At 31.7% G+C, this 23,273-nt stretch carries 23 protein-coding genes, 2 pseudogenes and 1 riboswitch; of the genes and pseudogenes, 10 read left to right on the top strand and 15 right to left on the bottom strand.

All coding sequences use genetic code 11. The features are described 5' to 3' along the window. Position 1 precedes the first annotated feature (1 nt). From BGS43_RS07070 to BGS43_RS07060, 3 genes are read left to right on the top strand one after another with little or no spacing between them, the layout of a single operon-like run. Positions 2 to 988, top strand: a complete 987-nt coding sequence (locus BGS43_RS07070) for a hypothetical protein (protein WP_025398745.1) — start codon at positions 2 to 4, stop codon at positions 986 to 988. Further along, a complete protein-coding gene (locus tag BGS43_RS07065) occupies positions 985 to 1,509 on the top strand; it encodes a hypothetical protein (protein ID WP_002778461.1) in 525 nt (174 codons plus the stop codon). The genes BGS43_RS07070 and BGS43_RS07065 overlap by 4 nt, the downstream gene beginning before the upstream one ends. Then, complete coding sequence (locus BGS43_RS07060; protein WP_025398743.1) at positions 1,506 to 2,024, top strand: hypothetical protein; 519 nt, start codon at positions 1,506 to 1,508, stop codon at positions 2,022 to 2,024. The genes BGS43_RS07065 and BGS43_RS07060 overlap by 4 nt, the downstream gene beginning before the upstream one ends. On the opposite strand, the gene thiC is transcribed toward BGS43_RS07060, so the two are convergent. The 3 genes from thiC to rpe all read right to left on the bottom strand — a co-directional run bounded on the left by thiC (position 2,016) and on the right by rpe (position 4,885). Beyond that, positions 2,016 to 3,308 (bottom strand): phosphomethylpyrimidine synthase ThiC, encoded by a 1,293-nt coding sequence (gene thiC, locus BGS43_RS07055; protein WP_025398742.1) that lies wholly within the window; start codon positions 3,306 to 3,308, stop codon positions 2,016 to 2,018. The genes BGS43_RS07060 and thiC overlap by 9 nt on opposite strands. 44 nt (positions 3,309 to 3,352) lie before the next feature. Next, positions 3,353 to 3,457: riboswitch (TPP riboswitch) on the bottom strand. A gap of 22 nt (positions 3,458 to 3,479) precedes the next feature. After that, positions 3,480 to 4,241: a 3'-5' exonuclease gene (locus BGS43_RS07050; protein WP_025398741.1), complete on the bottom strand. Its 762-nt coding sequence runs from the start codon at positions 4,239 to 4,241 to the stop codon at positions 3,480 to 3,482. Further along, positions 4,238 to 4,885, bottom strand: coding sequence for a ribulose-phosphate 3-epimerase (gene rpe / locus BGS43_RS07045; RefSeq protein WP_002795284.1), 648 nt, complete (start codon positions 4,883 to 4,885; stop codon positions 4,238 to 4,240). Before rpe ends, BGS43_RS07050 begins: the two co-directional genes overlap by 4 nt. A 137-nt stretch (positions 4,886 to 5,022) precedes the next feature. On the opposite strand from rpe, the gene rpmB reads away from it, so the two are divergent. The 4 genes and pseudogenes from rpmB (at position 5,023) to BGS43_RS10255 (ending at position 6,735) form a co-directional block, all read left to right on the top strand. After that, on the top strand, positions 5,023 to 5,217 hold the full coding sequence (rpmB, locus tag BGS43_RS07040) for a 50S ribosomal protein L28 (protein WP_002778456.1): 195 nt from the start codon (positions 5,023 to 5,025) through the stop codon (positions 5,215 to 5,217). Between the two features lie 196 nt (positions 5,218 to 5,413). Continuing rightward, entirely contained in the window at positions 5,414 to 5,629 is a 216-nt protein-coding gene (locus tag BGS43_RS07035) for a YdcH family protein (protein ID WP_002778454.1), read from the top strand. A 422-nt stretch (positions 5,630 to 6,051) separates the two neighbouring features. Further along, positions 6,052 to 6,303 (top strand): annotated as a pseudogene (locus BGS43_RS10260) (methyl-accepting chemotaxis protein); the annotation flags it as partial. Then, on the top strand, positions 6,304 to 6,735 hold the full coding sequence (locus BGS43_RS10255) for a CZB domain-containing protein (RefSeq protein WP_228762494.1): 432 nt from the start codon (positions 6,304 to 6,306) through the stop codon (positions 6,733 to 6,735). 20 nt (positions 6,736 to 6,755) lie between these two features. Here BGS43_RS10255 and BGS43_RS07025 read toward each other — a convergent pair whose 3' ends face one another. From BGS43_RS07025 to acpP, 9 genes and pseudogenes are all read right to left on the bottom strand, one after another. Further along, complete coding sequence (locus BGS43_RS07025; RefSeq protein ID WP_038835380.1) at positions 6,756 to 7,349, bottom strand: NUDIX hydrolase; 594 nt, start codon at positions 7,347 to 7,349, stop codon at positions 6,756 to 6,758. Between the two features lie 126 nt (positions 7,350 to 7,475). Beyond that, positions 7,476 to 9,484: pseudogene (locus BGS43_RS07020) on the bottom strand (TonB-dependent receptor domain-containing protein). Between the two features lie 244 nt (positions 9,485 to 9,728). Continuing rightward, a complete protein-coding gene (locus tag BGS43_RS07015) occupies positions 9,729 to 10,562 on the bottom strand; it encodes an HpcH/HpaI aldolase/citrate lyase family protein (protein ID WP_044600509.1) in 834 nt (277 codons plus the stop codon). A gap of 9 nt (positions 10,563 to 10,571) precedes the next feature. After that, positions 10,572 to 11,744 carry a CaiB/BaiF CoA transferase family protein gene (locus tag BGS43_RS07010; RefSeq protein WP_002778446.1) on the bottom strand — a complete coding sequence of 391 codons (1,173 nt, stop codon included), beginning with the start codon at positions 11,742 to 11,744 and terminating at the stop codon, positions 10,572 to 10,574. Between the two features lie 12 nt (positions 11,745 to 11,756). Next, positions 11,757 to 12,587 carry a hypothetical protein gene (locus BGS43_RS07005; protein WP_096569301.1) on the bottom strand — a complete coding sequence of 277 codons (831 nt, stop codon included), beginning with the start codon at positions 12,585 to 12,587 and terminating at the stop codon, positions 11,757 to 11,759. A 10-nt stretch (positions 12,588 to 12,597) separates the two neighbouring features. Then, entirely contained in the window at positions 12,598 to 13,893 is a 1,296-nt protein-coding gene (locus BGS43_RS07000; protein WP_057044569.1) for an SLC13 family permease, read from the bottom strand. A 461-nt stretch (positions 13,894 to 14,354) separates the two neighbouring features. Then, complete coding sequence (gene accA, locus BGS43_RS06995) at positions 14,355 to 15,293, bottom strand: acetyl-CoA carboxylase carboxyl transferase subunit alpha (RefSeq protein WP_002826442.1); 939 nt, start codon at positions 15,291 to 15,293, stop codon at positions 14,355 to 14,357. 1 nt (position 15,294) lies between these two features. Next, positions 15,295 to 16,509 carry a beta-ketoacyl-ACP synthase II gene (locus BGS43_RS06990; protein ID WP_002826443.1) on the bottom strand — a complete coding sequence of 405 codons (1,215 nt, stop codon included), beginning with the start codon at positions 16,507 to 16,509 and terminating at the stop codon, positions 15,295 to 15,297. A gap of 33 nt (positions 16,510 to 16,542) precedes the next feature. Beyond that, positions 16,543 to 16,776, bottom strand: coding sequence for an acyl carrier protein (gene acpP / locus BGS43_RS06985; protein ID WP_002778438.1), 234 nt, complete (start codon positions 16,774 to 16,776; stop codon positions 16,543 to 16,545). A gap of 114 nt (positions 16,777 to 16,890) precedes the next feature. Here acpP and tenA point away from each other — a divergent pair, with 114 nt between their 5' ends. After that, positions 16,891 to 17,556: a thiaminase II gene (gene tenA / locus BGS43_RS06980; RefSeq protein ID WP_002826444.1), complete on the top strand. Its 666-nt coding sequence runs from the start codon at positions 16,891 to 16,893 to the stop codon at positions 17,554 to 17,556. A 19-nt stretch (positions 17,557 to 17,575) separates the two neighbouring features. On the opposite strand, the gene BGS43_RS06975 is transcribed toward tenA, so the two are convergent. The 3 genes from BGS43_RS06975 to gpmI all read right to left on the bottom strand — a co-directional run bounded on the left by BGS43_RS06975 (position 17,576) and on the right by gpmI (position 20,280). Further along, positions 17,576 to 17,986, bottom strand: a complete 411-nt coding sequence (locus BGS43_RS06975; RefSeq protein WP_096569297.1) for a pyridoxamine 5'-phosphate oxidase family protein — start codon at positions 17,984 to 17,986, stop codon at positions 17,576 to 17,578. Positions 17,987 to 17,992: 6 nt separating this feature from the next. After that, entirely contained in the window at positions 17,993 to 18,736 is a 744-nt protein-coding gene (gene fabG, locus BGS43_RS06970; protein WP_002790539.1) for a 3-oxoacyl-ACP reductase FabG, read from the bottom strand. A 65-nt stretch (positions 18,737 to 18,801) separates the two neighbouring features. After that, positions 18,802 to 20,280: a 2,3-bisphosphoglycerate-independent phosphoglycerate mutase gene (gene gpmI / locus BGS43_RS06965; protein WP_002803835.1), complete on the bottom strand. Its 1,479-nt coding sequence runs from the start codon at positions 20,278 to 20,280 to the stop codon at positions 18,802 to 18,804. A 79-nt stretch (positions 20,281 to 20,359) separates the two neighbouring features. On the opposite strand from gpmI, the gene mraY reads away from it, so the two are divergent. Continuing rightward, on the top strand, positions 20,360 to 21,421 hold the full coding sequence (gene mraY / locus BGS43_RS06960; protein WP_002826446.1) for a phospho-N-acetylmuramoyl-pentapeptide-transferase: 1,062 nt from the start codon (positions 20,360 to 20,362) through the stop codon (positions 21,419 to 21,421). Continuing rightward, entirely contained in the window at positions 21,421 to 22,629 is a 1,209-nt protein-coding gene (gene murD / locus BGS43_RS06955; RefSeq protein ID WP_071305165.1) for a UDP-N-acetylmuramoyl-L-alanine--D-glutamate ligase, read from the top strand. Before mraY ends, murD begins: the two co-directional genes overlap by 1 nt. Positions 22,630 to 23,273: the final 644 nt, after the last annotated feature.

Genomic DNA, 23,273 nt, shown 5'->3' with positions numbered 1-23,273 from the left:
AATGTTATTTTTACTTAAAAAAATATTACCACAACTTTTCACAAGTATTATTTTAGAAGATAAAAAAAACATCCTTAAAACTTCTATATATAAAAATCACAAACTTATAAGTAGTAATGAAAAAACCTTTGATAAGAGTGAAAAATTATTAGAATATGTAAAAACACTCAATAGCAAATTTTTATTTTATCACACAGCATTATTTTTAAATGTCAAAGAGCAAGGTTTGATTCCTAGTAAAAACGACGAGGATTTTGAGCGTTTTAATGTAGGTAAAATGAGTTTAAAATCCATCGCTTTAAATAATGCTTTGATATACACAGCAACAGAACACATAGAATACTTTAATGAATGGTTTGAAGATTATGGTGGTTTAGATTTTTTATACTCTCCTTTTGCTATACTTTATCATAATATTTTAAAAGAAAAACCAAACAGCGATAAAACAACTCTTTACGCCTATAAGCATGAGCATATTCTAACTCTTATAATTTGCCGAGGTATTGAAATTTTATATGGAGATATCATTTTCTTTGAAGAAGAATTGGATCTAGAATTTGGACATCAAGAAGAGAATTTAGACAACTTAGGCGAAGATACATTAAATGATACCGAAGTAACGCTTGATAATTTTAATGAAACCCTAGAAGATAAGCTTAATGCTCTTGATCAATTTGATAATATTTTAGGAAATAATGAGAATGATTCAGAGTTTTTGGATGGCAAAGATAAATTTGATCTTGAAGAAATGGATCAATTTGGAAATGACATAGAACTTTGTCGTCATATTGTTACAAGTATTGAAAAATTTTATAAAGATGACAAATATCCAAGTGTGTTTATCGATAAGGCTTTAATCCTTAGCACCAAAGAGCTTGATCAAAGTGCTATTGAATTTTTAGAAGAAGAAACTTTACTGGAAATTGAATCTAAGCCAATCAATACCTTAGATTCAATCATAGAACTTATGCAAAAGGAGCTTCAGTGAAAAGCTATAGCTTCATACAACCTAGAAAAAAACCTATCTTTACACTCTTTGACAAAATATGGTTTGGGCTTTTTAGTTTTGGTATAGTTTTTATTTTTGCGGTATATTTTCTATATCTTACTCAAATCGCATTAACGCATAATTTTATAGAAGAACAAAAAGAACAAGTTTTGCAATTTCAAAATAAAACACAAGAAAACGGAAAATTATATGATATTCTTCTAGAACAAAGTAAAATTGCAAATACCTTTCACACTCAAAATCAAGCTTTCAAAAATAGCTTAAAAAATCTTTTTGATATAATAGTTAAAACCGATGGAATCACTCTTGAAAGTGTAGAACAAGAAGAAAATTCTCTAAAACTTATAGGAATTACGCCAACAAAAGAAATGTTTGCCCTACTTTTAGAAACACCGCTAAAAAGTATTTTTGATCAAAGCTTTACAACTTATTATCGTTTAAACAATGGCTGGTATCGCTTTATTAGCATAAGTAAACAAAATTCAGGAGTTTTACAATGAAAGATAAAAGTCTTGAAGAATTAAATATTTTAAAGATTGTTATTTATGTTTTAAGCTTTATTACTGTATGTACTGCTTTGATTTTATTTTTATTATTGCCTGCGCTGAAAGATTACAAACAAACCCATTTAAGAAAAAATTCGCAAGCAGCTATATTTAATGCAGCAAAAGCTAAGCTAGATGCTAGTGAAAATAAAATAAGCGCCTTAAGAACAGAAAATAATAAAAGTCTAGAGCAATTTGAACAACAATTCAATCTCACGCACTTTCAAAATTTTTTAGAAAAATACTTTGAAAATATCCAAATAACAGAACTTAAACTAGATAAAAAAGAAAAATATCTTACCCATAGAATCAACATCCGAGCATTGATTAATAATCCTAGACGCTTATATGATTTCATAGATGCCTTAGCTCAATATAACAATCTTATAAAGATTGATTATCCCATGACTTTAAAGGCTAGTGATCACGGGATAATGGTAAATCTTAATGTGCAAATTTACTCAAACTAAACTTACATTTTCACCTTTTAAAACCTGATTCATAGTATTCATAGCGCACATTTTTCCACACATAGAGCAAGAATTTAAATCATCAGGGCGCCTTTCGTTAAACATTTTTTTAGCTTTTTCACCGTCAATAGCAAGCTTAAACATTTTCTCCCAGTCAATATCCTGTCTTGCCTTACTCATTTCATCATCTCTTTTTCTTTCTTTTGGAAGTTTGGCTAAATCCCCTGCATGAGCTGCAATCTTAGTGGCCACTATACCATCTCTAACATCATTTAAATCAGGCAATCTTAAATGCTCTGCAGGAGTTACATAACAAAGTATATCAGCGCCCGCAGCAGCAGCCACAGCACCACCAATAGCTCCACTTATATGATCATATCCAGCACCAATATCCGTAACTAAAGGCCCTAAAACATAAAAAGGAGCGCCCTTGCAAATGCGTTTTTCAATTTGCATATTAGCTTCTATCTCATTAATTGCCATATGTCCAGGTCCTTCTATCATCACTTGAACTCCTGCTTCCCATGCTCTTTGAGTGAGCAAAGATAATTCGATAAGCTCGGCAATTTGTGCTGCATCACTTGCATCATGTGTAGATCCTGGACGCAAAGCATCGCCTAAAGATAGGGTTACATCATATTTTAAACAAATTTCAAGCAAATCATCATAATATTCAAAAAAAGGATTTTCAGCTTCTTTCATAGCCATCCAAGCATAAAGCACCGATCCTCCCCTAGAAACTATATTGGTAAGTCTTTTGCTTTCCTTAAAAACTCTAGCTGCACGCGAATTTATACCCGCATGTATAGTCATAAAATCAACTCCACTTTTTGCATGGTGATAAACCACATCTAAAAAATCTTTAGCACTGATTTGTTTTAGATCTTTTTCTAAAAATCCTACCGCATCATAAACTGGAACTGTTCCTATCATAGCTTTTGAAACCGCGATAAGTTCATCTCTAAAACGACTTGTTTTGCCATAATTGCTTAAATCCATAATGGCTTCGATTCCAAATTTATGAGCAAGCTCTACTTTTTTCATTTCCTCGCTATAATCAACGCAATCATTTGAAACTCCTAAATTTACATTAACCTTAGTACGCAGTCCAAGTCCTATACCATTTGGATCAAGGCTTTTGTGATTGATATTAGCTGGGATAATAATCTTGCCACAAGCTATATTTTCAAGCAAAAAATCTTTGCTTACCTCTTCTTTTTGAGCAACAATCTCCATTTCTTTGGTAAAAATACCTTCTTTAGCATAAAGCATTTGAGTTTTCATATTTATCCTTTGAAAAATTTGGATAAATGAGGGTACAAGTAAATTGTAGAAAGTATAAATCTTTCCGACGCTAGCATTATCTAGTTCCGGTTCGGTCTAAGCTTTTAGCTTACTCTCAGCCTGTATCACAAGCTCCCGTCATTTATGTTTTAATTATACTCTTTAAATATTTTATTTTTGCTTTATGCGAGAAGTCTTGGTAAAATTTATAAGTTCTTCAGTGGTTTTGATATGATAAGGGAGTTTGCCAAAACAATGTTTAAAAATTTCAGCCGCAGCCAAAGCGTCGTTTAAAGCTCTATGGTGGGCATTTTTTATCCCTAAAAGCTCTTTTAAAACATCTAATTTATATCTTGGACTTTCTATACAGCATTGCGCAAATTCTATGGTGCAAATACGACGATTAAGCAAAATTCCAAAACCACACTCATTTAAAGCCTTGGAAATAAAACCATAATCAAAACGCACATTATGTGCGACAAAAATACTGTCTTTTAAAAAAAGTCTAAAATCATTTAAAACCTTAGTCAAACTCGGTGCATCTTTTACCATGTCTAAATCAATTCCTGTAAGTTCTGTAATATTTTCAGGAATTTCTTTTACCTGTATTAAGGAGCTAAAACGATCAATTTCTTGCAAATTTTTTATCTTAACTGCACCTATTTCTAAAATTTGTCCGTTTTTAATCCCGCCTGTACTTTCTATATCTACAATGCAAAAAATTTCTTCTTTGATCTTTTTTGTACGCGTTTGCAAGGTAAAAATATTATTTTTATCCAAAGTCAAACCCAAACCCAAAAGCTCAAAAGTTTCTAAATCAAGTTCATAATCTTTTAATTCTTCAATCTTTTTAAATTCTTTAATTACCCACTCATAGGGCTTACTTTGCTTACTTAAGATAGAAATAATCTGATCAACTTGCTGCAAACTCAAAATTCAAGCTTTAAAGATGAAATTGAAGTTTTATAATCATTTGAAGAAAAAATATAACTTCCAGCGACTAAAATATCTGCTCCCGCAGCTTCTAAATCACTTGCATTTAAACCATTAACCCCGCCATCGACCTCTATAAAAAGCTTAGCATTTTTTTCATCGATCAGTCTTCTTAATTCTTTGATTTTTTCATATACTAAAGGTAAAAATTTTTGTCCACCAAAGCCAGGATTAACACTCATTAAAAGCACCATATCTACAAAGTCTATCATATGTTTTATGGAATTTATAGGAGTATGTGGATTTAAAACAATAGCAGGATGGATTCCTTGACTTCTTATATACTCGCAAAGTCGTATAGGGTGGGCTTCACTTTCTATATGAAAAGAAATAAATTTAGGCTTGATAGGGATAAAAAGATCTACAAATTTACCCACATCTTTTACCATTAAATGGACATCTAAAGGTATTTCGGTAATGGTTGAAATTTTTTCTATTACACAGGGTCCAAAGGTTAAATTTGGAACAAAATGCCCGTCCATAACATCAATGTGCAAAAGATCAGCTCCTGCTTCATCAATTGCCTTAATCTCTTCTTCTAGTTTTAAAAAATTGGCCGATAATAAACTCGGAGCTACATACATAAGCTTAGCCTCGTAAAGTAAAAAATTTTAAAGAAAAACATTTTATCTATTTATAAATTAAAAATAGTATAAATATTTGAATATTTTAAGCTTAAATTTGATAAAATCTTGATTTAAAATTTCCAAAGGATGCAAATATGGCAAGAATATGTCAAATCACAGGTAAGGGACCAATGGTGGGTAATAATGTCAGCCATGCTAACAATAAAACAAAAAGACGCTTTTTACCTAATCTTAGAACAGTTCGTGTAACCCTAGAAGATGGCACTACAAGAAAAATGAGAATTGCTGCCTCTACTTTAAGAACTTTAAAAAAACAAAACTCTAAATAAACTCTTGAGGATTCGTCCTCAATGACTTAGAAATCTTCATTATAATTATTTAATTTAACAAATCGCTAATTTGTAACATATTTAAGATTTATTGAATTATTTAGCATTTTTTAAGCCAAAAATATCATTTAATTAGTTACAATGTAACATATCGTTTAATATTTTTTAAATTGTATCAATTTTTAAGGAGAATTTTATGTTACATGAATATCGTGAACTTATGTCAGAGTTAAAAGGAAAAGATGCGCATTTTGATAAATTATTTGAGCGCCATAATGAACTTGACGATCAAATTAAAGATGCAGAAGAAGGAAGAAATTTATTAAGTGATATTGAAATTTCAAATCTTAAAAAAGAAAAATTACATATTAAAGATCAGTTAAACCAATATCTAGCAAACTATAAAAAATAGGGTAAAAAAATATGTTTGGAAGTAAAATAAATCATACAGAGCTTCAAGATATCAAGAATGAAAACCAAAATCTTACCCAGCAGCTTGAGAAAATCAAGGCTGAAAATTTAGAGTTAAAAGATAAAATTTCACTCTTAGAGCAAGAAGCTTTAGAGTCAAAGTTAAAAACCGATCTTTTAAATGTATTATTAGGCGGTGTCTTAAAAAATATTACCATAGTCCAAAGCGATATGCTTGAAAATGTTAATAAAGCTGAAATTATTTCTAATTATTCCAAAACTTCACTAGCTGAAATGGATGAATTAAACCATATAGCCAATTCTATAAACGCTTCTTTGGGTGATATCACAGAATCAGCTAATAAAACACGCGATGTTGCAGGAACTTTACATCGTAGTGTTGATGAGATTACAAATGTAATTAACCTTATTAAAGATGTATCCGATCAAACCAATCTTTTAGCATTAAATGCTGCTATAGAGGCTGCTAGAGCAGGAGAACATGGTAGGGGTTTTGCTGTTGTTGCGGATGAAGTTAGAAAGTTAGCTGAAAAAACTCAAAAAGCTACAACAGAAGTAGAAATGAATATTAATCTTCTAAAACAAAATGCAAATGAAATGTATACTCAAAGTGAGCAAGTGGAAAAAATTTCTATTAATTCTAACGCACACATTATGAGTTTTTCAGAAAAATTTACCCACTTAGTCAACGAAGCACACTCTACAAATTCGAATGCTGTAGGTATTGCCTCAGAAGCATTTGTATCTTTGGCAAAACTTGATCATATAGCATTTAAACTTAATGGATATAAAGAAATTTTTGCAAAATCTGGACAAGAATTAGCCGATCATACAAGTTGTCGTTTAGGTAAATGGGTAGCAAGTACCGGAAAAGAAAGATTTGGCGATAGCAAAAGCTTTATAAAAATCAATGAGCCACATCAAAAAGTACATGAAAATATGAATAGCGCTATCCGCATTGCAAACACAGAAGATGTAAGCTTAAGCAATACTCAAGATGCAATTATCAAAAAATGTGAGAATGCTGAAAATGCGTCTTTGCATTTATTTGATGTATTTAAAGAAATGCTTAATGAAGCAAATTAATCCAAAATTCTTTGCCTTATTTATTTAAGGCAAAGTTCTTTCTTTTCTTTTAAAAACCACAAATAAGCAAAATCAAGCAAAGGTGTATGGATTATCTTTTTAGAAAATTCTTCATATTCATTGATCTTTACAAAAACAGCCTCTATTTGCTCGTCATCAACCCCGCCACCATCACAAATTTTGTCATTCTCATCTACAATTGCAAAATAAAAACTTTGCTTACTAACCCCCGAACCAAAACCTGTATAAAAGTCGCCTACTTTTTCAAATTCTTTAGGGGCATAGCCTAATTCTTCGATGCATTCTTCTTTGGCTATTTGCTCTAAGGGTAAATCTTTATCTACAAGCCCTGAACAAAGTTCTATGGTATAGCCCATATTTTCATCTTTATGATAGTTTTTATCTTGCTTTTGATGATACCAAAGCGGTATGCGAAATTGACGAACAAAAATAAAGCTTTTCAATTCTTTATGATATAAAAGAATTGAAACGCTATCTTTGGATTCTATAAAATCCCAAGTACAAAGCTTTCCATTGCTCTCATAACTAAATCTTTTGGGTTTGATATAATTAGACTCACAAAAAGGAAGCTCTTTTAAATTTTTAAATATCATAAAACAAAGCCTTTATTTTTTCTTCATTATACTTTGTTTTTACTTGTTTTAAGTTAAGACACTCTTTTTTTTAATTTAAAAATCATATTTATAACTCAACCAAAAACTCCTTCCTTCTGTATAGTCTTAATAACGATTTGCATATCCAGCAGGATTAGCCCCATCCCATTTAGTAACTTGCGGATCGAAGAAATTTTTATCAAAAAGATTTTGCACTGCAAAACTTAAGCTAGATTGCTTATTGATTTTATAATTTATCCCTAAATCTACTATATAAAAAGGCTTATATTTTTGCCATGGCAGACTACCATTACCGCCACCTTTTGCTTTAGCTATAGTATCAAGTCTTGCTCGTGTTTTTATATAGGAACTAAATTTACCTCGCTCATAGTTTAATTTTAACATTGCTATATGTCTTGGTAAATTTTCTATTCTATCTCCACCAAACCAATTTTTTTGACCATCTTTGTAGCGATTATCCATAAAAGTATAACTTGAATTTAGACTAAAACCATTGTAAGTTTTGGTATTAATGCAAATTCTATACCTTTAGTCTGTGTTTTTCCAAGATTAATAGGACGCGTACAAACAGTGCCATTGCTACAACTAATACCATTTTGCGTACCTGTTAAATCTTCACTACTGATTTGATTTGTAAAATCAGTAATAAATCCTGTGATAGAATAATGTGCAAAATCAAATATCCTAAAATCAACGCCCAATTCATAATTTATACTTTCCTCTGGTTTTAAGTCAGGGTTTCCAAAATAAGCATTACCATTGGCATAATTATAATATCCATTTGTCAACTCCTTAGCAACAGGAGTTTTATAGCCTTTTGAAACACCTCCTTTCAAGGCTATATTATCATTTAAGTGATAAACCAAATAAACCCTAGGCGTAAATTCAGAATCAAACAAATCGCTATAAATATAACGCAAACCTGTAGTAAAAATCAAATCATCTGTTATAAAATACTCATTTTCCCCATAAAGCGCAACCGTGGTTTGATCAAGATTTTTACCTCTTATTTGACTACCTGCGCTTGCTTGATCATTTTTTAACATCTCATAATCAATCCTTGCACCAAAGATATTTACTAAATTACCGTATTGACCTAAATTCCAAGGTAAAACAACCTTGCCTTCTCCTACCCAAATTTGGCTATGCAACTCCTTATCCTTAGTGCTACCATATTGTAAATATGAGTTAGTTGAACCAAAATCATAGTTACCATCATGATTTAAAACAATATTATCCTTAAAAAGTTGTCTTTCACTTTTAATAGCCCTACTACTTGTAGAATTCACTGAAATTTCATTAATATATCGCTCTATATCAAAATATATATTATTTTTATCATCTACTGTCCAATTAAGCCTAGAACCAAAACCTAAACTAGTAAAAGCACCTGGACTATGACTAGCAATTTGGTAATTATCAGGTCTTTGATTGTTATTATTCCAAACCGGTGTAGGCCATTTTAAATCAGAAGCTGCCTTATCATAATGCTTCAACCTTGCAGAAATTGATAATATATCTTCAATCAAAGGAGTTGCTACATAAGCATTAAATCCTCCAGCATTACCATAGTGATTAGAGTGCTTGTAAAAGAGTATTAAATTCTATATTTGCTTCGATTTTATCAGGATTTTTCTTAGTGATAATATTTATCACACCGCCTACAGCATCACTGCCATAAAGTGTAGAAGCTGGACCACGTATAACCTCAATACGCTCTATCATAGACAAAGGTGACAGATATCCCGACTCACTGCCACTAAAACCATTATCATAAAAACCATTAGCAACACTTTGACGCTTTCCGTCAATCAAAACCAAAGTATAAGAACTCCCAAAACCTCGTATGCTAAAATCATAAGTACCGGTTTTATTCATAGTAACATCAACACCTGGAATATCTGAAATTGCCTCTCCTATATCCTTAATGGGTTTTTACTAAGTTCTTCCTTGGTAATAACAGAAATACTAGCAGGCGCATCCACTAAGTCTTGCTCAAAACCACTTGCACTCACTACCACATCATCAAGTTGGTATTGTTCTTCTGCTTTGATTTCACCTAATCCCATCAAACAAAAACATAAAATGCTTAATTTAAGCTTTTTAGCATTCATTATCCTTTTTCCTTTCTTGTATTAGGCTATTATGATAGTTAAAATCAATTTTGAAGTATAAATAAAAACGACTTTAAACTTACTTAACTTTGATAATAATTATAAAAACAATTTTAAAGCTTAAAATTTGCACAAAACATAGCTTTTTAGAAATATTATAAGTTATTTTAAAAGACAAGTAAGAGGATAAAAATATCTTAAAAAAAGTATTATATTTATCCACAAATAATTTATTCAAATCTCCTTATGAGAGATTTGAATTGCTATCCAACAGAATTTGTTCTGCTTTTTTGATAACGGGTAGATCCACCATCATTCCATTGTAGTTAAAAATAATATCATTGCTATTTTGCCTAAGTGATAAAATTTCTTTTGCCCATGCAATTTGCTTGGCCGATGGGCTAAAAACTTCATTAATTGGTGTAACTTGGTTTGGATGAATGCACAAAGACCCCCCAAACCCCATTGATTTTGCAAATATTAAATCCTCTTTTAATCCATCAATATTTTTTATATCAGGATAAACTCCATTTATTGGCGATAAAAGATTGTATTTTGTGCTTTTTAGAACAATCTGTGTTCTAATGCTATTTAAAATAAAATTCTTACCCTCACCCTCTTGCAAATTTAAATCCAAAGTCATATCTAAACTTCCAAAACTTAATGCTAAAACACTCGGATGCCTAGCAATATCATCTAAATTTTCCACTCCTAACGCACTTTCAATAATAGGTATTATAGGAAGTTCAAATTTGCTAAGTATATCTATATCCTCATAACTTTGCGCTTTTGGCAATACAACGCCAATAATGCCGTTAGATTCTTTAATAGTTGAAATTAAAGACAAATCTTTTTGAAATTCCTTGCTTTTTGTTTCATTGATTCTTATAAGAAATTTATCATTATTTTTAGCACATTGGCTTGAAAAATCTACAATATTTTTTCTTCCAACTTCTTTTTTTGCCACTTCAACAGAATCCTCTAAATCAATAATAATTTGACTGGCACCACTTTGCAAAGCTTTTGTAAATCTTTCTGGAAAAATTGATGGAACAAATAAAAAACTTTTGGCTTTCATATAAAATCCTTAGATAATCTTTTTTTCTTTGAATAAATTTATCTTATCAGAAAAGCCAAATTCTTTAAGAATTGATTCTGTATGTTCTCCAAGAGCTGGGATTTTATCCATTCTAGCTTCATAATTGTTATTTGTCGCAGGTGGCAAAAGTGCAGGAATTTTTCCAACTTCACTATCAACTTCCCTCCAACGATTTCTAGCTTTTAGTTGTGGATGCTCCCATACTTGATTAAGTTCGTTAACATTTCCATTTGCAATTTTTGCTTCATCAAGACGATCTACAACTTCTTTTGCACTAAGGTTTTTGAAAGCATCTTCGATTATTTCTTTTACTTTTGATGCATTTTTGGTTCTTAATGTATTATTTTTAAAATCTTCATGCTCGATCAATGATTCATCTTGCAATACAATTTTACAAAAACTTTCCCATTCTCTTGGATTTTGCAAGCCAAACATTACAACTCCATCTTTTGCCTTATAAGGCCCATATGGAGTAATGCTTGCATGAAATGCACCTTTTCTCTCTGGAGGAGTCGCATTTTTATAGGTGTAATAAAGAGGATAATTCATCCATTCAGCCATACATTCTAGCATGGAAATTTCTACCCTAGAACCCTTTCCCGTTTTTTCTAAGTATAATAATGCCTGTAAAATACCGCTATAAGCATACATTCCTGCTGAAATATCTGCGATACTAATTGGAACTTTTACACATTCATCTTGCGTACCCGTTATAGAAACTAAGCCGCTTTCTGATTGTATCAAAAGATCATAAGCCTTTTTATGCCCATAATTTCCACCTTCGCCATATCCAGAAATATCGCAAACTATAATCTTTGGGTTATATTTTTTTAGATTTTCATAATCTAATCCCAATCTTTTAGATGCCCCAAATGCTAAATTTTGTACAAAAATATCTACTTTTGGTAAAATCGTCTTGATAAATTCAAGCCCATCAGGATCTTTTAAATCAATAGCCAAACTTTCTTTGCTACGATTTACCCATACAAAATGACTAGCTATGCCATCCACTCTTTTATCATATCCTCTTGCTAAATCTCCCACTTCAGGTCTTTCGATTTTAATAACTCTAGCTCCCAAATCTGCCAATTGCCTTGTACAAAAAGGTGCTGCTATTGCTTGTTCTATGCTTAAAACTAGTTTTCCTTCCAAAGGTAACATCTCTTCTCCTTTTTATTTAAAATGAATAGTGCCAGAATGTGCCACAAATCCATTTTTATTCATCCATACTTCAGCAGTATTGTTGTCAATAATTTTTGACTCCACAGCAAAACTATCAGGAACACAAAGCGCATGCATGCCTCTATAACTATAATTAATAATTTGTTTATCAGGATGGTTTTTTACAAAACAATTAATCATATAAGTTGCCAATAAAGGACCATGTATAACTAAACCATGATAACCCTCAACTTGCGTTGCATAAGGAAAATCATAGTGGATCTTATGGCCATTAAAGGTTAAAGCGGAATAGCGAAACAAAAGCGTGGAATCAGGTTGCATTTTTTCAGAATAATCTGCATTCATAGCAACTACATCACTCGTAAGTTTTGGAGGTGCTGGTTGTTTGTAAACAATATCTTGTTCTTCTTCGATTTTTAACTGTTCTTTTTGATAATAGCAGTGCTCTAAGGTAACAAAAGTAAGCTTTCCGCTTTTTCCTTGTTTTTCTTGAATCTTTTTTATTGTGGTGATTTTTGTTGCATCTTCTCCAATAATCAAAGGAGCAATAAAGTTAAATCTACCCCCTGCCCACATACGATTGACCTCACCAAAACTTGGCAAAAAGCTGTTTTTGTCTAGTCCTAATTTAGGATGGCCATCTCTACCTAATTTATCCGGAGTGAGTGCTTCGTTAAAAAAGCACCATTGCCAAAGATATGGAAGAGCATCACCATTTTTTAATTGCTTAGATTGTAGTGTTGCAACAATTTTTTGCACCTGTTTTTCATTGATGTTTTCTGTAAATTTTTCTTGTTTTCCAATAAAATTTTCATAACTCATTTTTTTCTCCTTAATTTAAAATACCTAAAAATAATAATACAAAACCAAATACTACCAAAATTAAAGGCAATATTATCAATCTTATAAAAAGATAGCGTTTTTCATTTTCATCTTGTGCACCAGCCAAAACCAAAGCTCCACCTGTTGAAAAACTTGAATATCCAGTAAATGTTGCAAATACAGCAATTATAGAAAATGCAAGTGATGGCTCAAGCGCTTTGATTGATGGTACGATAGAGAAAAATGTCGGCATAACTACCCCCATACTTGAGGCAAACGCACTCATACAAGAAGATAAAATTCCAAGCAAATAATAAAGCCAATTACTACTACTTGAACCGTGCGCACTCATAAATGTTGCGATATTTTCCATTATACCCGTTGTTTTACTGAGCTCAATAAGCATAGAAAGTGATCCAATCATGAAAATCAAATCCCAAGGCACATTCTTAAATGCTTCTTTTTCACTACCAATTCCAAATATTACTGCCAAAACGATTCCAAGAAATGAAACAAAAACAGGGTTAAAAATGGAAGTTACTTTTTTTAGTGTTTCATCATGAGGATTTAAAGCAAGGAAAAAAGATGGGATCATAATAACCGCAAAAACAAAACACACAATAAAAATCGTCTTCCATTGTGCAGCATTGAGTCTTTTTGGTTTTGTAATTTGCGAAGTAATTTTCACCTTATAACCTTTTAGCAAAAAATATCCGATTATAAAAATCAAAGTATGTGCAATAAACATATTTTTACCTAAATTTAATTGCATTATTGCAGAAGCTTCTGCTGAATAACCAAGTTTTTCGATAAGATCAAAAGTTACTCTGCCACCAAGGGTAAAGGGATTAAATCCACCTGCACAGGAACCAGAATAAATAATAATAGCTGCTAAAATCTTATTCATTTTGATTTTGCTAGCAATATAAAGAACCAAAGGACTCATAAAAGCAAAGCCTGCATAATGTCCTGGTCCAATTCCTACAAATACCATAACTGTAATATAAAGTGCAATAGGAATACTCCAAGGTCTATTCCTAACAGAATACACAGCTTTTAACGCGAGATTGTTTAGCGTACCATTTGCAATCGCAAAACCATAAAAATAAGTAATTGAAAGAAGTATAAAAAACAAACTTAAACTTCCATTCCAAAGATTAATCACTTTTTCTGGTGTTATACCATAAAGGTATGCTCCAATAAAGGCTGAAAGCATTGCGAAGACTCCAATATTCGCTTTAAAAACATAGCCCAAAGCAATTGATATTATGAGGGAAAATAAAATAATAATATTAATAATATCCATCAGTTAACTCCTTATTTTTGAGTAATTTTAAAATAATTTTCCACTAACTTCCAATAAAAAATACTTAAATTTATCAATAAATCTTTGATAAATAAAAATTTTATTTAATAATGTTACTAATATTCTCATAATCTAAAAAATTGTTACTTAATTTTTCAAATTTAAAAAAAGTAAGTATTTCACTTTTATATACTTTTAATATAAAAGTGATATTTTAAATATTGATAAATTTTTGTTACAATATTACTCATTTATTAAATTATTTTTATCCACTAAAAAAGATAAATACTTCTTTTGTGCGCTTCTGTATTATTTTATTTGTAATACACAAGTATTAAATATCTCACTCTTTACTCGGAATTTTATTGATATTTTCTTCTATGAATTTTGTTTATTATTAAAAATTGAGTTTTTTGGATTAATTTGAAAATTTTAAAGAATATTTTTATGGGGTAGAGTTTTTAGCTTTCGCTAAAAGCTCCAAGTTGAAGAATTTTTTGCATACGATTTGAAACCAGTTCTCGTGGATCTATTTTTTCTAATTCATCCAAAGCTTTTTTAACATAATCAGCTATCGCAACAGCAGCAGCTTCTTTATTGCGATGGGCTCCATTAATAGGCTCTTCAATCACATCATCGATCAAGCCTTGACTTTTTAAATCATCTGCAGTCACTTTCATGGCTTTTGTTGCTGCTTCACTTTTAGAAGGGTCATTCCAAAGTATAGCTGCACAACCTTCAGGAGAAATGACAGAAAAAACTGAATTTTTCATCATAGCAAGCTTATCCGCCACGCCTATAGCCAAAGCTCCACCACTTCCTCCTTCTCCTATAACTACAGCTATAGTAGGAGTTTTTAAATCACTGAGTTCATACAAATTTGTAGCAATCGCCTCACTTTGACCGCGCTCTTCTGCACCCAAACCTGGATAAGCCCCTGGAGTGTCTATCAAAAACAAAATAGGAATTTGAAATTTCTCTGCAAGTCTTGCCACTCTTAAAGCTTTTCTATAACCTTCAGGATGAGGCATACCAAAATTTCTAGCAATTTTCTCTTTTGTGCCGCGCCCTTTTTGCTCTCCTATAACTATAAGTTTCTTTTCTCCTAAATATCCCATAAAACAAACAATAGCAGGATCATCTCTAAAAGCACGATCTCCATGAATTTCATAGGCATCATTTAAAATTAGATCTATATAATCAAGTGCATAAGGGCGATCTGGATGACGAGCAAGTTGCAAGCGTCCAAAATCGCTTAAATTTTTATAGGTTTTAGAAATTTCTTTTTCAAGATTTTTTTTAAGTATAGCAACAGCCTCTGTATCACCCTTAATTTGAGCATTGATGATATCCTCATCAATTTGCTGAATATTTTTTTCAAAATCTAAATAAGAAGCCATATTAATCTACTTTTTTAAATACAACACAGCCATTTGTGCCACCAAAACCAAAAGAATTACTCATCACCACTTTTAAATCTACTTTTCTTGATATATTTGGAATATAATCAAGATCACATTCATCATCTTTTACAAGCTGATTGATTGTAGGTGGAACTACCCCATCTCTTAAAGCCATAACACTAACAACTGCTTCAATTGCACCTGCAGCACCCAAGCAATGACCTGTTTGTCCTTTGGTGGAACTTATAGGCGGGATATTATTGCCAAAAAGCTCTTTAATTGCTGCTGTTTCATTTTTGTCATTTACAGGGGTTGAAGTTCCATGTGCATTGATATAATCTACCTTTGGATTCCCTGCCATATTTAAAGCTTTTTTCATAGCTCTTAAAGGCCCATCTAAAGTTGGTGAAGTAATATGATGCGCATCTGCACTTTCTCCAAATCCAATTAATTCAGCATAAATCGTAGCACCGCGTTTTTTAGCCTCTTCATATTCCTCAAAAACTAAAGCTCCAGCACCTTCTCCCATGACAAAACCATCTCTTTCTTTGTCAAATGGTCTTGAAGCATGCTGTGGATCTTCATTTCTAGTTGATAAAGCTTTCATTGAAGCAAAACCACCTATACCCACAGGACAAATCGCAGCTTCTGCACCTATGACTAACATCTTTTTAGCATTCCCCAAAGCTATACTTTTATAAGCTTCTCCTATAGCATGAGTTCCTGCTGCACAAGCTGTAACACAAGAAATATTTGGCCCTTTAAGTCCATGCTCTATAGAAATCAAACCTCCTAACATATTTACAAGTGCTGAAGGTATGAAAAAAGGGGAAATTTTACGCGGACCTCGCTCGGAACAAATAATGGAATTTTTTTCTATGTTAGGCAAACCTCCAATACCAGAAGCCGAAACAATGCCAAATTCTTCTTTATCTAAATTTTGATCAAAATTAGCATCTTGCATTGCTTCGCGAGCAGCTTTAATGCCCAATTGAATAAAACGATCAATTTTTTTAACCTCTTTACCGTCAACTACTTCTAGAGGATCGAAATTTTCAATTTCTGCTGCAATTTGAACCGGAAAGTCTGTAGTATCAAAAAGAGTGATTTTTTTCACACCACTCTTACCTTCACAAATCGCCTTAAAAGAACTTTCTTTATCTAAACCCAAGGCATTGATCATACCAATACCTGTTACTACAACTCTTTTCAAGAACAAGCTCCTTGTAAAGTGAATTTTTTTAAATTATTTTTTAAGATTTTCGATATAATTTACAACATCCTCAATTTTAATTAGTTTTTCAGCATCACTATCTGGGATTTCTACTTCGAATTTTTCTTCTAATGCCATAATAAGCTCTACAACATCCAAAGAATCCGCACCTAAATCTTCAATAATTTTTGATTCCATTTTAACAGCATCTGCATCAATACTCAATTGCTCTACTACCACTGCTTTTACATCATCAAATGTTGCCATTTATATATCTCCTTGATAAAAATTAAAATAAAGCGTATTTTACAATAAAAAACTTAAAATATTTATAGTTTTTAACTATACTTTATAAAAACCATTGAATTTTAGGAGTAAGAAATGCTTTTTTCACTACTTATTGAAGCAAATTCACAAATTTGGGATGAATATTTACATCATGAATTTGTAAAAAAATTGGAAAATGGAAGTTTAAAAGAAGAGAATTTTCTTTTTTATCTCAAGCAAGATTATATCTATCTCATCCATTATGCTAAATGCTACGCACGACTTGCTTTAAATGCAAAAAATGCAGAAGAATTACGCTTTGCAATGAAATTTCAAAACTACATTATAGAAGGAGAGATTGAACTTCATAAAAGTATTTTAAAACTTGGTATAAATGCTGATAAATTAAGCGTAAAAGATGAAAGTCTAACCAATATAGCTTATACGCGCTATATGTTAAGTGTAGGTGAAAGTGGAGATTTTTTAGACATGCTAGTAGCTTTAAGTGCTTGTGCTATAGGTTATGGCTATATAGGAGCTGAAATTTATCAAAGACTTGGTAAGGAAAAACTTCAAAATCACCCTTATAAAGAGTGGATTTTAACCTACAGCTCGGATGAATTTCAAAATGAAATTAAAGAATTTGAAGACTTTTTAAATTCTTATACTCAACAAATATCTCAAGAAAAATTTGAAAATCTTAGCGAAATTTTTTATAATGTAGTGCGTTTAGAAAATGCTTTTTGGGAACATGCTTTACAAATGAAAATGGATATTTAAAGCAAGGAAAATCCTTGCTTTAAGCTTTATAAAGTTTAAAATCTCCGTTTGGAAACTGCATTTTAGCACTTAAATTATCAAGATAAAAAACTTCAAATCTAGAATTTTGTGGATTCTCATAAAGGCTTACAAGATAAGGATATTTTTCAAACATCAGCTCTTTAACTTTTGCGTTAGGTTCAAAAACTGCATTTGCTCTAAGTCTTAAAAAAACGCCCTCTCTAGAACAAGAACAAAATTCAATACCATTATAATTTTGTATATGCTTAAAAAGTCCTTTATTATTAGAAGTACAAAAATAAATTCTATCTCCTACAAGTAAAGGGCTCTGCATAGGACGAACCCTAGGATTTCCACAAGTTCCTAAAGTGGCTAAAAATGCCGGTGCATTATCATCTAAAAATTGCGCTATTTCTTTTAAATCCATCATTTTTCCTTACATATATAAACCGCCATTGATCTTAAGCACATCGCCTGTCACATAAGAGGCATAATCACTAAGTAAAAATGCTACACAATTAGCTACTTCTTCAGGTTCTGCAAAGCGTTTTAAAGGGATATTATCTTGATAGGTTTGTTTGATTTCATTGCTTAAAACTTCAGTCATATCGCTTTTTATGAAACCTGGAGTTACGCAATTAAAGCGTAAATTTCTACTTGCTCCTTCTTTAGCAAAAGATTTAGTCATAGCTATCATTCCACCCTTACTAGCAGAATAATTTACTTGCCCAACATTACCCATTTCTCCGACAATAGAAGCGATATTTACAACAGCACCAAAGCGTTTTTTACTCATGGTTTTCAAAGCTTCTCTACAACCTAAAAAAGCTGAACTTAAATTCGTATCCACAACGCCACTAAAGTCCTCTAATTTCATTCTTAAAGCAAGTTTATCATTTGTAACGCCTGCGTTATTTACAAGATAACTTAACTCTCCATCACTCTCAACTATAGTTTTTACGCCGTTTTCAAACTCATCTTCTTTGCTTGCATCAAATTTAATCACAGCAGCAACACCACCACTTGCAATAATTTCATCTTTTAAAGCATCTGCAAGTTCTGGTTTTGAGCGATAATTAATCCAAACTTTTAATCCAAAACTTGCCAAAGTTTTTGCAATAGAAGCACCAATACCCTTACTCGCACCTGTAATCAAAACATTTTTTCCACTAAATTTCATTATCTATCCTTAAAAAAAATATAAAATTAAATTTTAACAAAAATCTATATCAAAAGGCAAACAGATCAAAATAAAGCCTCATTCATCTCTTTTGGAATTTCTAAGTCTAAAATTTTAAGCACGCTTGCAGCTATATTACTCAGCCCCATATTGACTTTAATCTTTGAAACTCCCCTTGCTTGCACAAAAACAAAAACATCAAAAGTAGTGTGATTGGTAAGCAAATTTCCTTTTTCATCTTGCATAGCTTCGCAATTTCCATGATCGCTTGTAATGATAAAAGCATAATCATGCTTTTTTGCACATTCTACAATCTCGCCCAAACAAGTATCCACCGCCTCAACAGCCTTTATAGCAGCATTAAAATCTCCTGTATGACCTACCATATCACCATTTGCAAAGTTCACCACTATAAAATCTTCGCCCTTTTCTATCCCTTTTTTAACCGCATCGCATACTTCAAAAGCACTCATTTGGGGTTTTTCATCATAAGTTTTTACCTTGGGGCTTGGGATTAAAACCCTTGTTTCATTTTCTAAAAGCTCTTCTTTTCCGCCATTAAAAAAGAAAGTTACATGGGCATATTTTTCGGTTTCTGCGGTATGAAGCTGACTAAGCCCTGCTTTAGAAATCACTTGCGCTAAAGTATTTTCAATTTTTTCTTTTTCAAAAAGCACAGGGAGTTTAAATTTATCATCATAAACACTCATAGTAAGTAAATTTTCAAAGATTTTTTCGCGTTCAAACTCTTTAAAATCCTTAGAATTTAACACTTCAACGAGTTGTTTCATTCTATCATTTCTAAAATTAACAAAAATCAATCCATCATCTTCTTGCATGCCTTTATAATTCTCGTTTTTAGCCGCTTGAATAAATTCATCAGTTGTTTCATTTTGATAACATTCTTCTATATAATCAACCCAATTTGACACACCCTTGCTCTTACCCAATAAACACTCATAATATTCTTTCACCCTATCCCAACGCTTATCTCTATCCATAGCGTAAAAACGCCCGCAAAGCGTAGCAAAATGCACGCCTATTTCCTCACAATGATTTTTTAGCTTTCTTATAAATTCTAATCCACTTGTAGGACTTACATCGCGTCCATCAGTAATTGCATGTGCAAAAACTTCATTTCCATTTTTGGCACAAATTTCAAGCAAGGCATTAAAATGTGTATCCATAGAATGAACCCCACCATCGCTATATAAACCAATAACATGCACTCTTTTGCATTTTTGTAGAAGTTTTTTTAAATTTGCGTTTTTTTCAAGTTCGCAACTCTCTATAGCTTTATTAATACGCACTAAATTTTGATAGATAATTTGCCCACTACCTATACACATATGGCCCACTTCGCTATTTCCCATTTGCCCTTCAGGCAAACCTACTGCTAAACCACTAGTTTTAATTAAAGAATTTGGTACTTCTCTAAAAAGCCTCTCATAATTTGGCTTTTTAGCAGCCTCAAAAGCATTAAAATCTTTTTCTTTGTTAAAACCTATTCCATCTGTAATAACTAAAATACATTTTTGTCTCATTTTTTACTCTTTTATAAGAAATTTTTTGGCTAGATTTTACTAAAATTAAGCTTTTAAAAACCAAAAAGAAGGCTAGCTTTTGTATTATCTTTCTTATTTTAGTGATTATGCTTTTTTTACTTATATCAGTGTACGCGCGGGCTTTGCATTTTTCATTGCTTTATGCTTGTCTTTATTTATCATGCCTAAATTTATTGCTTGGGCTAAAAACAAAAATGCAAATCAACCCATTTATGAACTAGCACCCCAAACTCACAAGGTAAAATCTCAAACGCCTACAATGGGTGGGCTTATCTTTATAAGTTGTGCAGTCTTTACAAGTCTTCTTTGTGCTAAATTGGATAATGTATTTACAATCACCGCCTTGCTTTGTCTTGTGCTTTTTTGCCTTATTGGACTTGTGGATGATTTGGGTAAAATTTTAAAAAAAGACAACCACTCAGGACTTAGCCCAAAAATGAAACTTTTAGCACAAATAAGCGTAGGATTAATCTGTATTTTACCTTTATATTTTAGCCCTGAATTTAATACAGAATTTTATCTTCCTTTTTACAAATATCCGCTTTTTGATATGAAAATTTTTGCTCTTGCTTTTTGGATTTTGGTCTTAATCTCCAGCTCTAATGCTGTCAATTTAACCGATGGACTTGACGGACTTGCAACAGTTCCTAGCATTTTTTCTTTATCTACCTTAGGTATATTTTTATATTTGAGTGGAAATTTAAATTATAGTGAATATTTGCTTTTACCTAAAATTCAAGGCTTGGGCGAGGTAGTGATTATCTGTGCTGCATTGATTGGAGCTCTTATGGGATTTTTATGGTATAACTGCTATCCTGCGCAAGTTTTTATGGGAGATAGTGGAAGCTTAGCCTTGGGTGGATTTATAGGTTTTTTAGCCATCATAAGCAAAAATGAAATCTTGCTTTTACTTGTAGGCTTTGTCTTTGTGCTTGAAACCATTTCTGTCATTTTACAAGTAGGAAGCTTTAAAATTTTCAATAAAAGAGTATTTAAAATGGCGCCTATACACCATCATTTTGAAAAAATAGGCTGGGTAGAAAATAAAATCATAGTGCGTTTTTGGATGATATCCTTGCTATCTAATTTACTTGCGCTTGCATCGATAAAGTTAAGATAATGAGAATTTCACTTTTTGGATATGGTAAAACCACACAGGCAATAGCTAAAAATTTAGCCAATCAATTCGGCCCTTTTGATATCTACGATGATCATTTTCAAGAAAAAAGCAAGGATGAATCGGGTAATCATCTTTTAAATCCTAAAGAATTTGATGAAAAAGTAAGCGAGCTTGAAATTCCAAGCCCTGGCTTTCCACCTAACCATAACCTTATAAAAAAAGCAAAAAATTTACAAAGCGAATATGATTTTTTTTATGATGCTATGCCAAAATCTGTTTGGATCAGTGGTACAAATGGTAAAACCACAACCACACAAATGGCTACACATCTACTTTCACATGTTGGAGCAGTAATGGGAGCAAATGTCGGTTTTCCTCTGGCTGAGCTTGATTTAAATGCCAAAATTTGGATACTTGAAACTTCATCTTTTACACTTCACTATACCCATACTGCAAAACCCGAAATTTATGCACTTCTACCTATAAGTACGGATCATCTTTCATGGCATGGAAGCTTTGAAAATTATGCAAAAGATAAATTGAGCGTTTTAGAAAGAATGAATGAGTGTGATATTGCAATCTTGCCTGAAATTTACGCAAAAACACCTACAAAAGCTTATATTATCTCTTACAAAGATGAATTTGATCTTGCTCAAAAAATGGGTATCGATATAGAAAAAATATCTTTTAAAAGCCCTTTTTTGCTTGATGCTGTCATGGCTTTAAGTATAGAAAAAATTCTACTTGATAGTCTAAGCTATGAACTTTTAAATCAATTTATCATGGAAAAAAATAAACTCGAAGAATTACAAGATAGTCAAGGTAGACTTTGGGTCAATGATACTAAAGCGACCAATGAAAACGCTGTAATGGCCGCTCTTAACCGCTATAAAAATAAAAAAATTCATCTTATTGTGGGCGGCGATGATAAGGGTGTGGATTTAAGCGCTTTATTTAATTTTATGAAAAATTTCAACATAGAACTCTATGCTATAGGACTTAGCACTCAAAAAATGCTTGATTATGCTTTAAAAGCAAATTTAAAAGCTCATAAGTGTGAATTTTTAGAAAATGCTGTACAAGAAATTTCCAAAACACTAAAAAACAATGAAGTAGCTTTATTAAGCCCTGCTTGTGCAAGCTTAGATCAATTCAGCTCTTATGCTCAACGTGGAGAAAAATTTAAAGAATGTGTAGGTAAAATTTAATTCACCCCCCCCCCATCACATATTAATTTTTATCAAACACTAATTTAAAACGACTCGTATTCGGCTTAGAATTAAAATTCATTTATTAAACAACATACCTTGATAAAAATTTATCTCAAGTATAACATTCATTCTCGCCAACAAGAATAAACAATCATAGTCTATCCACCCTAACCCAACATTAACCCCTAACCCAACCAAGAAGTGTATACCCCCAACCATAAAACCTCAATAAACACTATAAAATAAACTTGAGTGATTAAAAATCCAACCCAATTATTGAACAAACCCAAGCTACATAATAAAATATAAACTAGACATATAAAGAACAATTGACACATAAAAATAGATTGAATAAATAAACCTATACAAGTAAACATAAAGATTAATTATTGATACAAAAGATTCAATAAATAAAAAGAATAATTGAGATATAAAAACATATAAACTAAATAACTCAAACAACCATTAAATCAACCCAAGCCAATCAACAACCATAGCTAAGCTGACAACCCAACCAATCAATTTAAATATAAAACTACAAATTAAATCAACCCAAACTAATTAAACTTAGATTCAATCTAACCAACTCAAACAAACCAATGAATATAACCTAACTGATTAAATTAAATAAATTAATAAAC

The sequence above is a fragment of the Campylobacter sp. 110 genome (assembly GCF_002383965.1).
GTDB classification, from domain to species: Bacteria; Campylobacterota; Campylobacteria; order Campylobacterales; family Campylobacteraceae; genus Campylobacter_D; species Campylobacter_D coli.
This window is presented reverse-complemented; position numbering and strand designations above follow the sequence as displayed.

Coding starts and splice junctions, on each gene's coding strand:
- BGS43_RS07070 (WP_025398745.1), top strand. CDS start 2: ATGTTATTTTTACTTAAAAAAATATTACCACAACTTTTCACAAGTATT.
- BGS43_RS07060 (WP_025398743.1), top strand. CDS start 1,506: ATGAAAGATAAAAGTCTTGAAGAATTAAATATTTTAAAGATTGTTATT.
- thiC (WP_025398742.1), bottom strand. CDS start 3,308: ATGAAAACTCAAATGCTTTATGCTAAAGAAGGTATTTTTACCAAAGAA.
- rpe (WP_002795284.1), bottom strand. CDS start 4,885: ATGTATGTAGCTCCGAGTTTATTATCGGCCAATTTTTTAAAACTAGAA.
- rpmB (WP_002778456.1), top strand. CDS start 5,023: ATGGCAAGAATATGTCAAATCACAGGTAAGGGACCAATGGTGGGTAAT.
- BGS43_RS07035 (WP_002778454.1), top strand. CDS start 5,414: ATGTTACATGAATATCGTGAACTTATGTCAGAGTTAAAAGGAAAAGAT.
- BGS43_RS10255 (WP_228762494.1), top strand. CDS start 6,304: ATGAGTTTTTCAGAAAAATTTACCCACTTAGTCAACGAAGCACACTCT.
- BGS43_RS07025 (WP_038835380.1), bottom strand. CDS start 7,349: ATGATATTTAAAAATTTAAAAGAGCTTCCTTTTTGTGAGTCTAATTAT.
- BGS43_RS07015 (WP_044600509.1), bottom strand. CDS start 10,562: ATGAAAGCCAAAAGTTTTTTATTTGTTCCATCAATTTTTCCAGAAAGA.
- BGS43_RS07010 (WP_002778446.1), bottom strand. CDS start 11,744: ATGTTACCTTTGGAAGGAAAACTAGTTTTAAGCATAGAACAAGCAATA.
- BGS43_RS07005 (WP_096569301.1), bottom strand. CDS start 12,587: ATGAGTTATGAAAATTTTATTGGAAAACAAGAAAAATTTACAGAAAAC.
- BGS43_RS07000 (WP_057044569.1), bottom strand. CDS start 13,893: ATGGATATTATTAATATTATTATTTTATTTTCCCTCATAATATCAATT.
- accA (WP_002826442.1), bottom strand. CDS start 15,293: ATGGCTTCTTATTTAGATTTTGAAAAAAATATTCAGCAAATTGATGAG.
- acpP (WP_002778438.1), bottom strand. CDS start 16,776: ATGGCAACATTTGATGATGTAAAAGCAGTGGTAGTAGAGCAATTGAGT.
- tenA (WP_002826444.1), top strand. CDS start 16,891: ATGCTTTTTTCACTACTTATTGAAGCAAATTCACAAATTTGGGATGAA.
- BGS43_RS06975 (WP_096569297.1), bottom strand. CDS start 17,986: ATGATGGATTTAAAAGAAATAGCGCAATTTTTAGATGATAATGCACCG.
- fabG (WP_002790539.1), bottom strand. CDS start 18,736: ATGAAATTTAGTGGAAAAAATGTTTTGATTACAGGTGCGAGTAAGGGT.
- gpmI (WP_002803835.1), bottom strand. CDS start 20,280: ATGAGACAAAAATGTATTTTAGTTATTACAGATGGAATAGGTTTTAAC.
- murD (WP_071305165.1), top strand. CDS start 21,421: ATGAGAATTTCACTTTTTGGATATGGTAAAACCACACAGGCAATAGCT.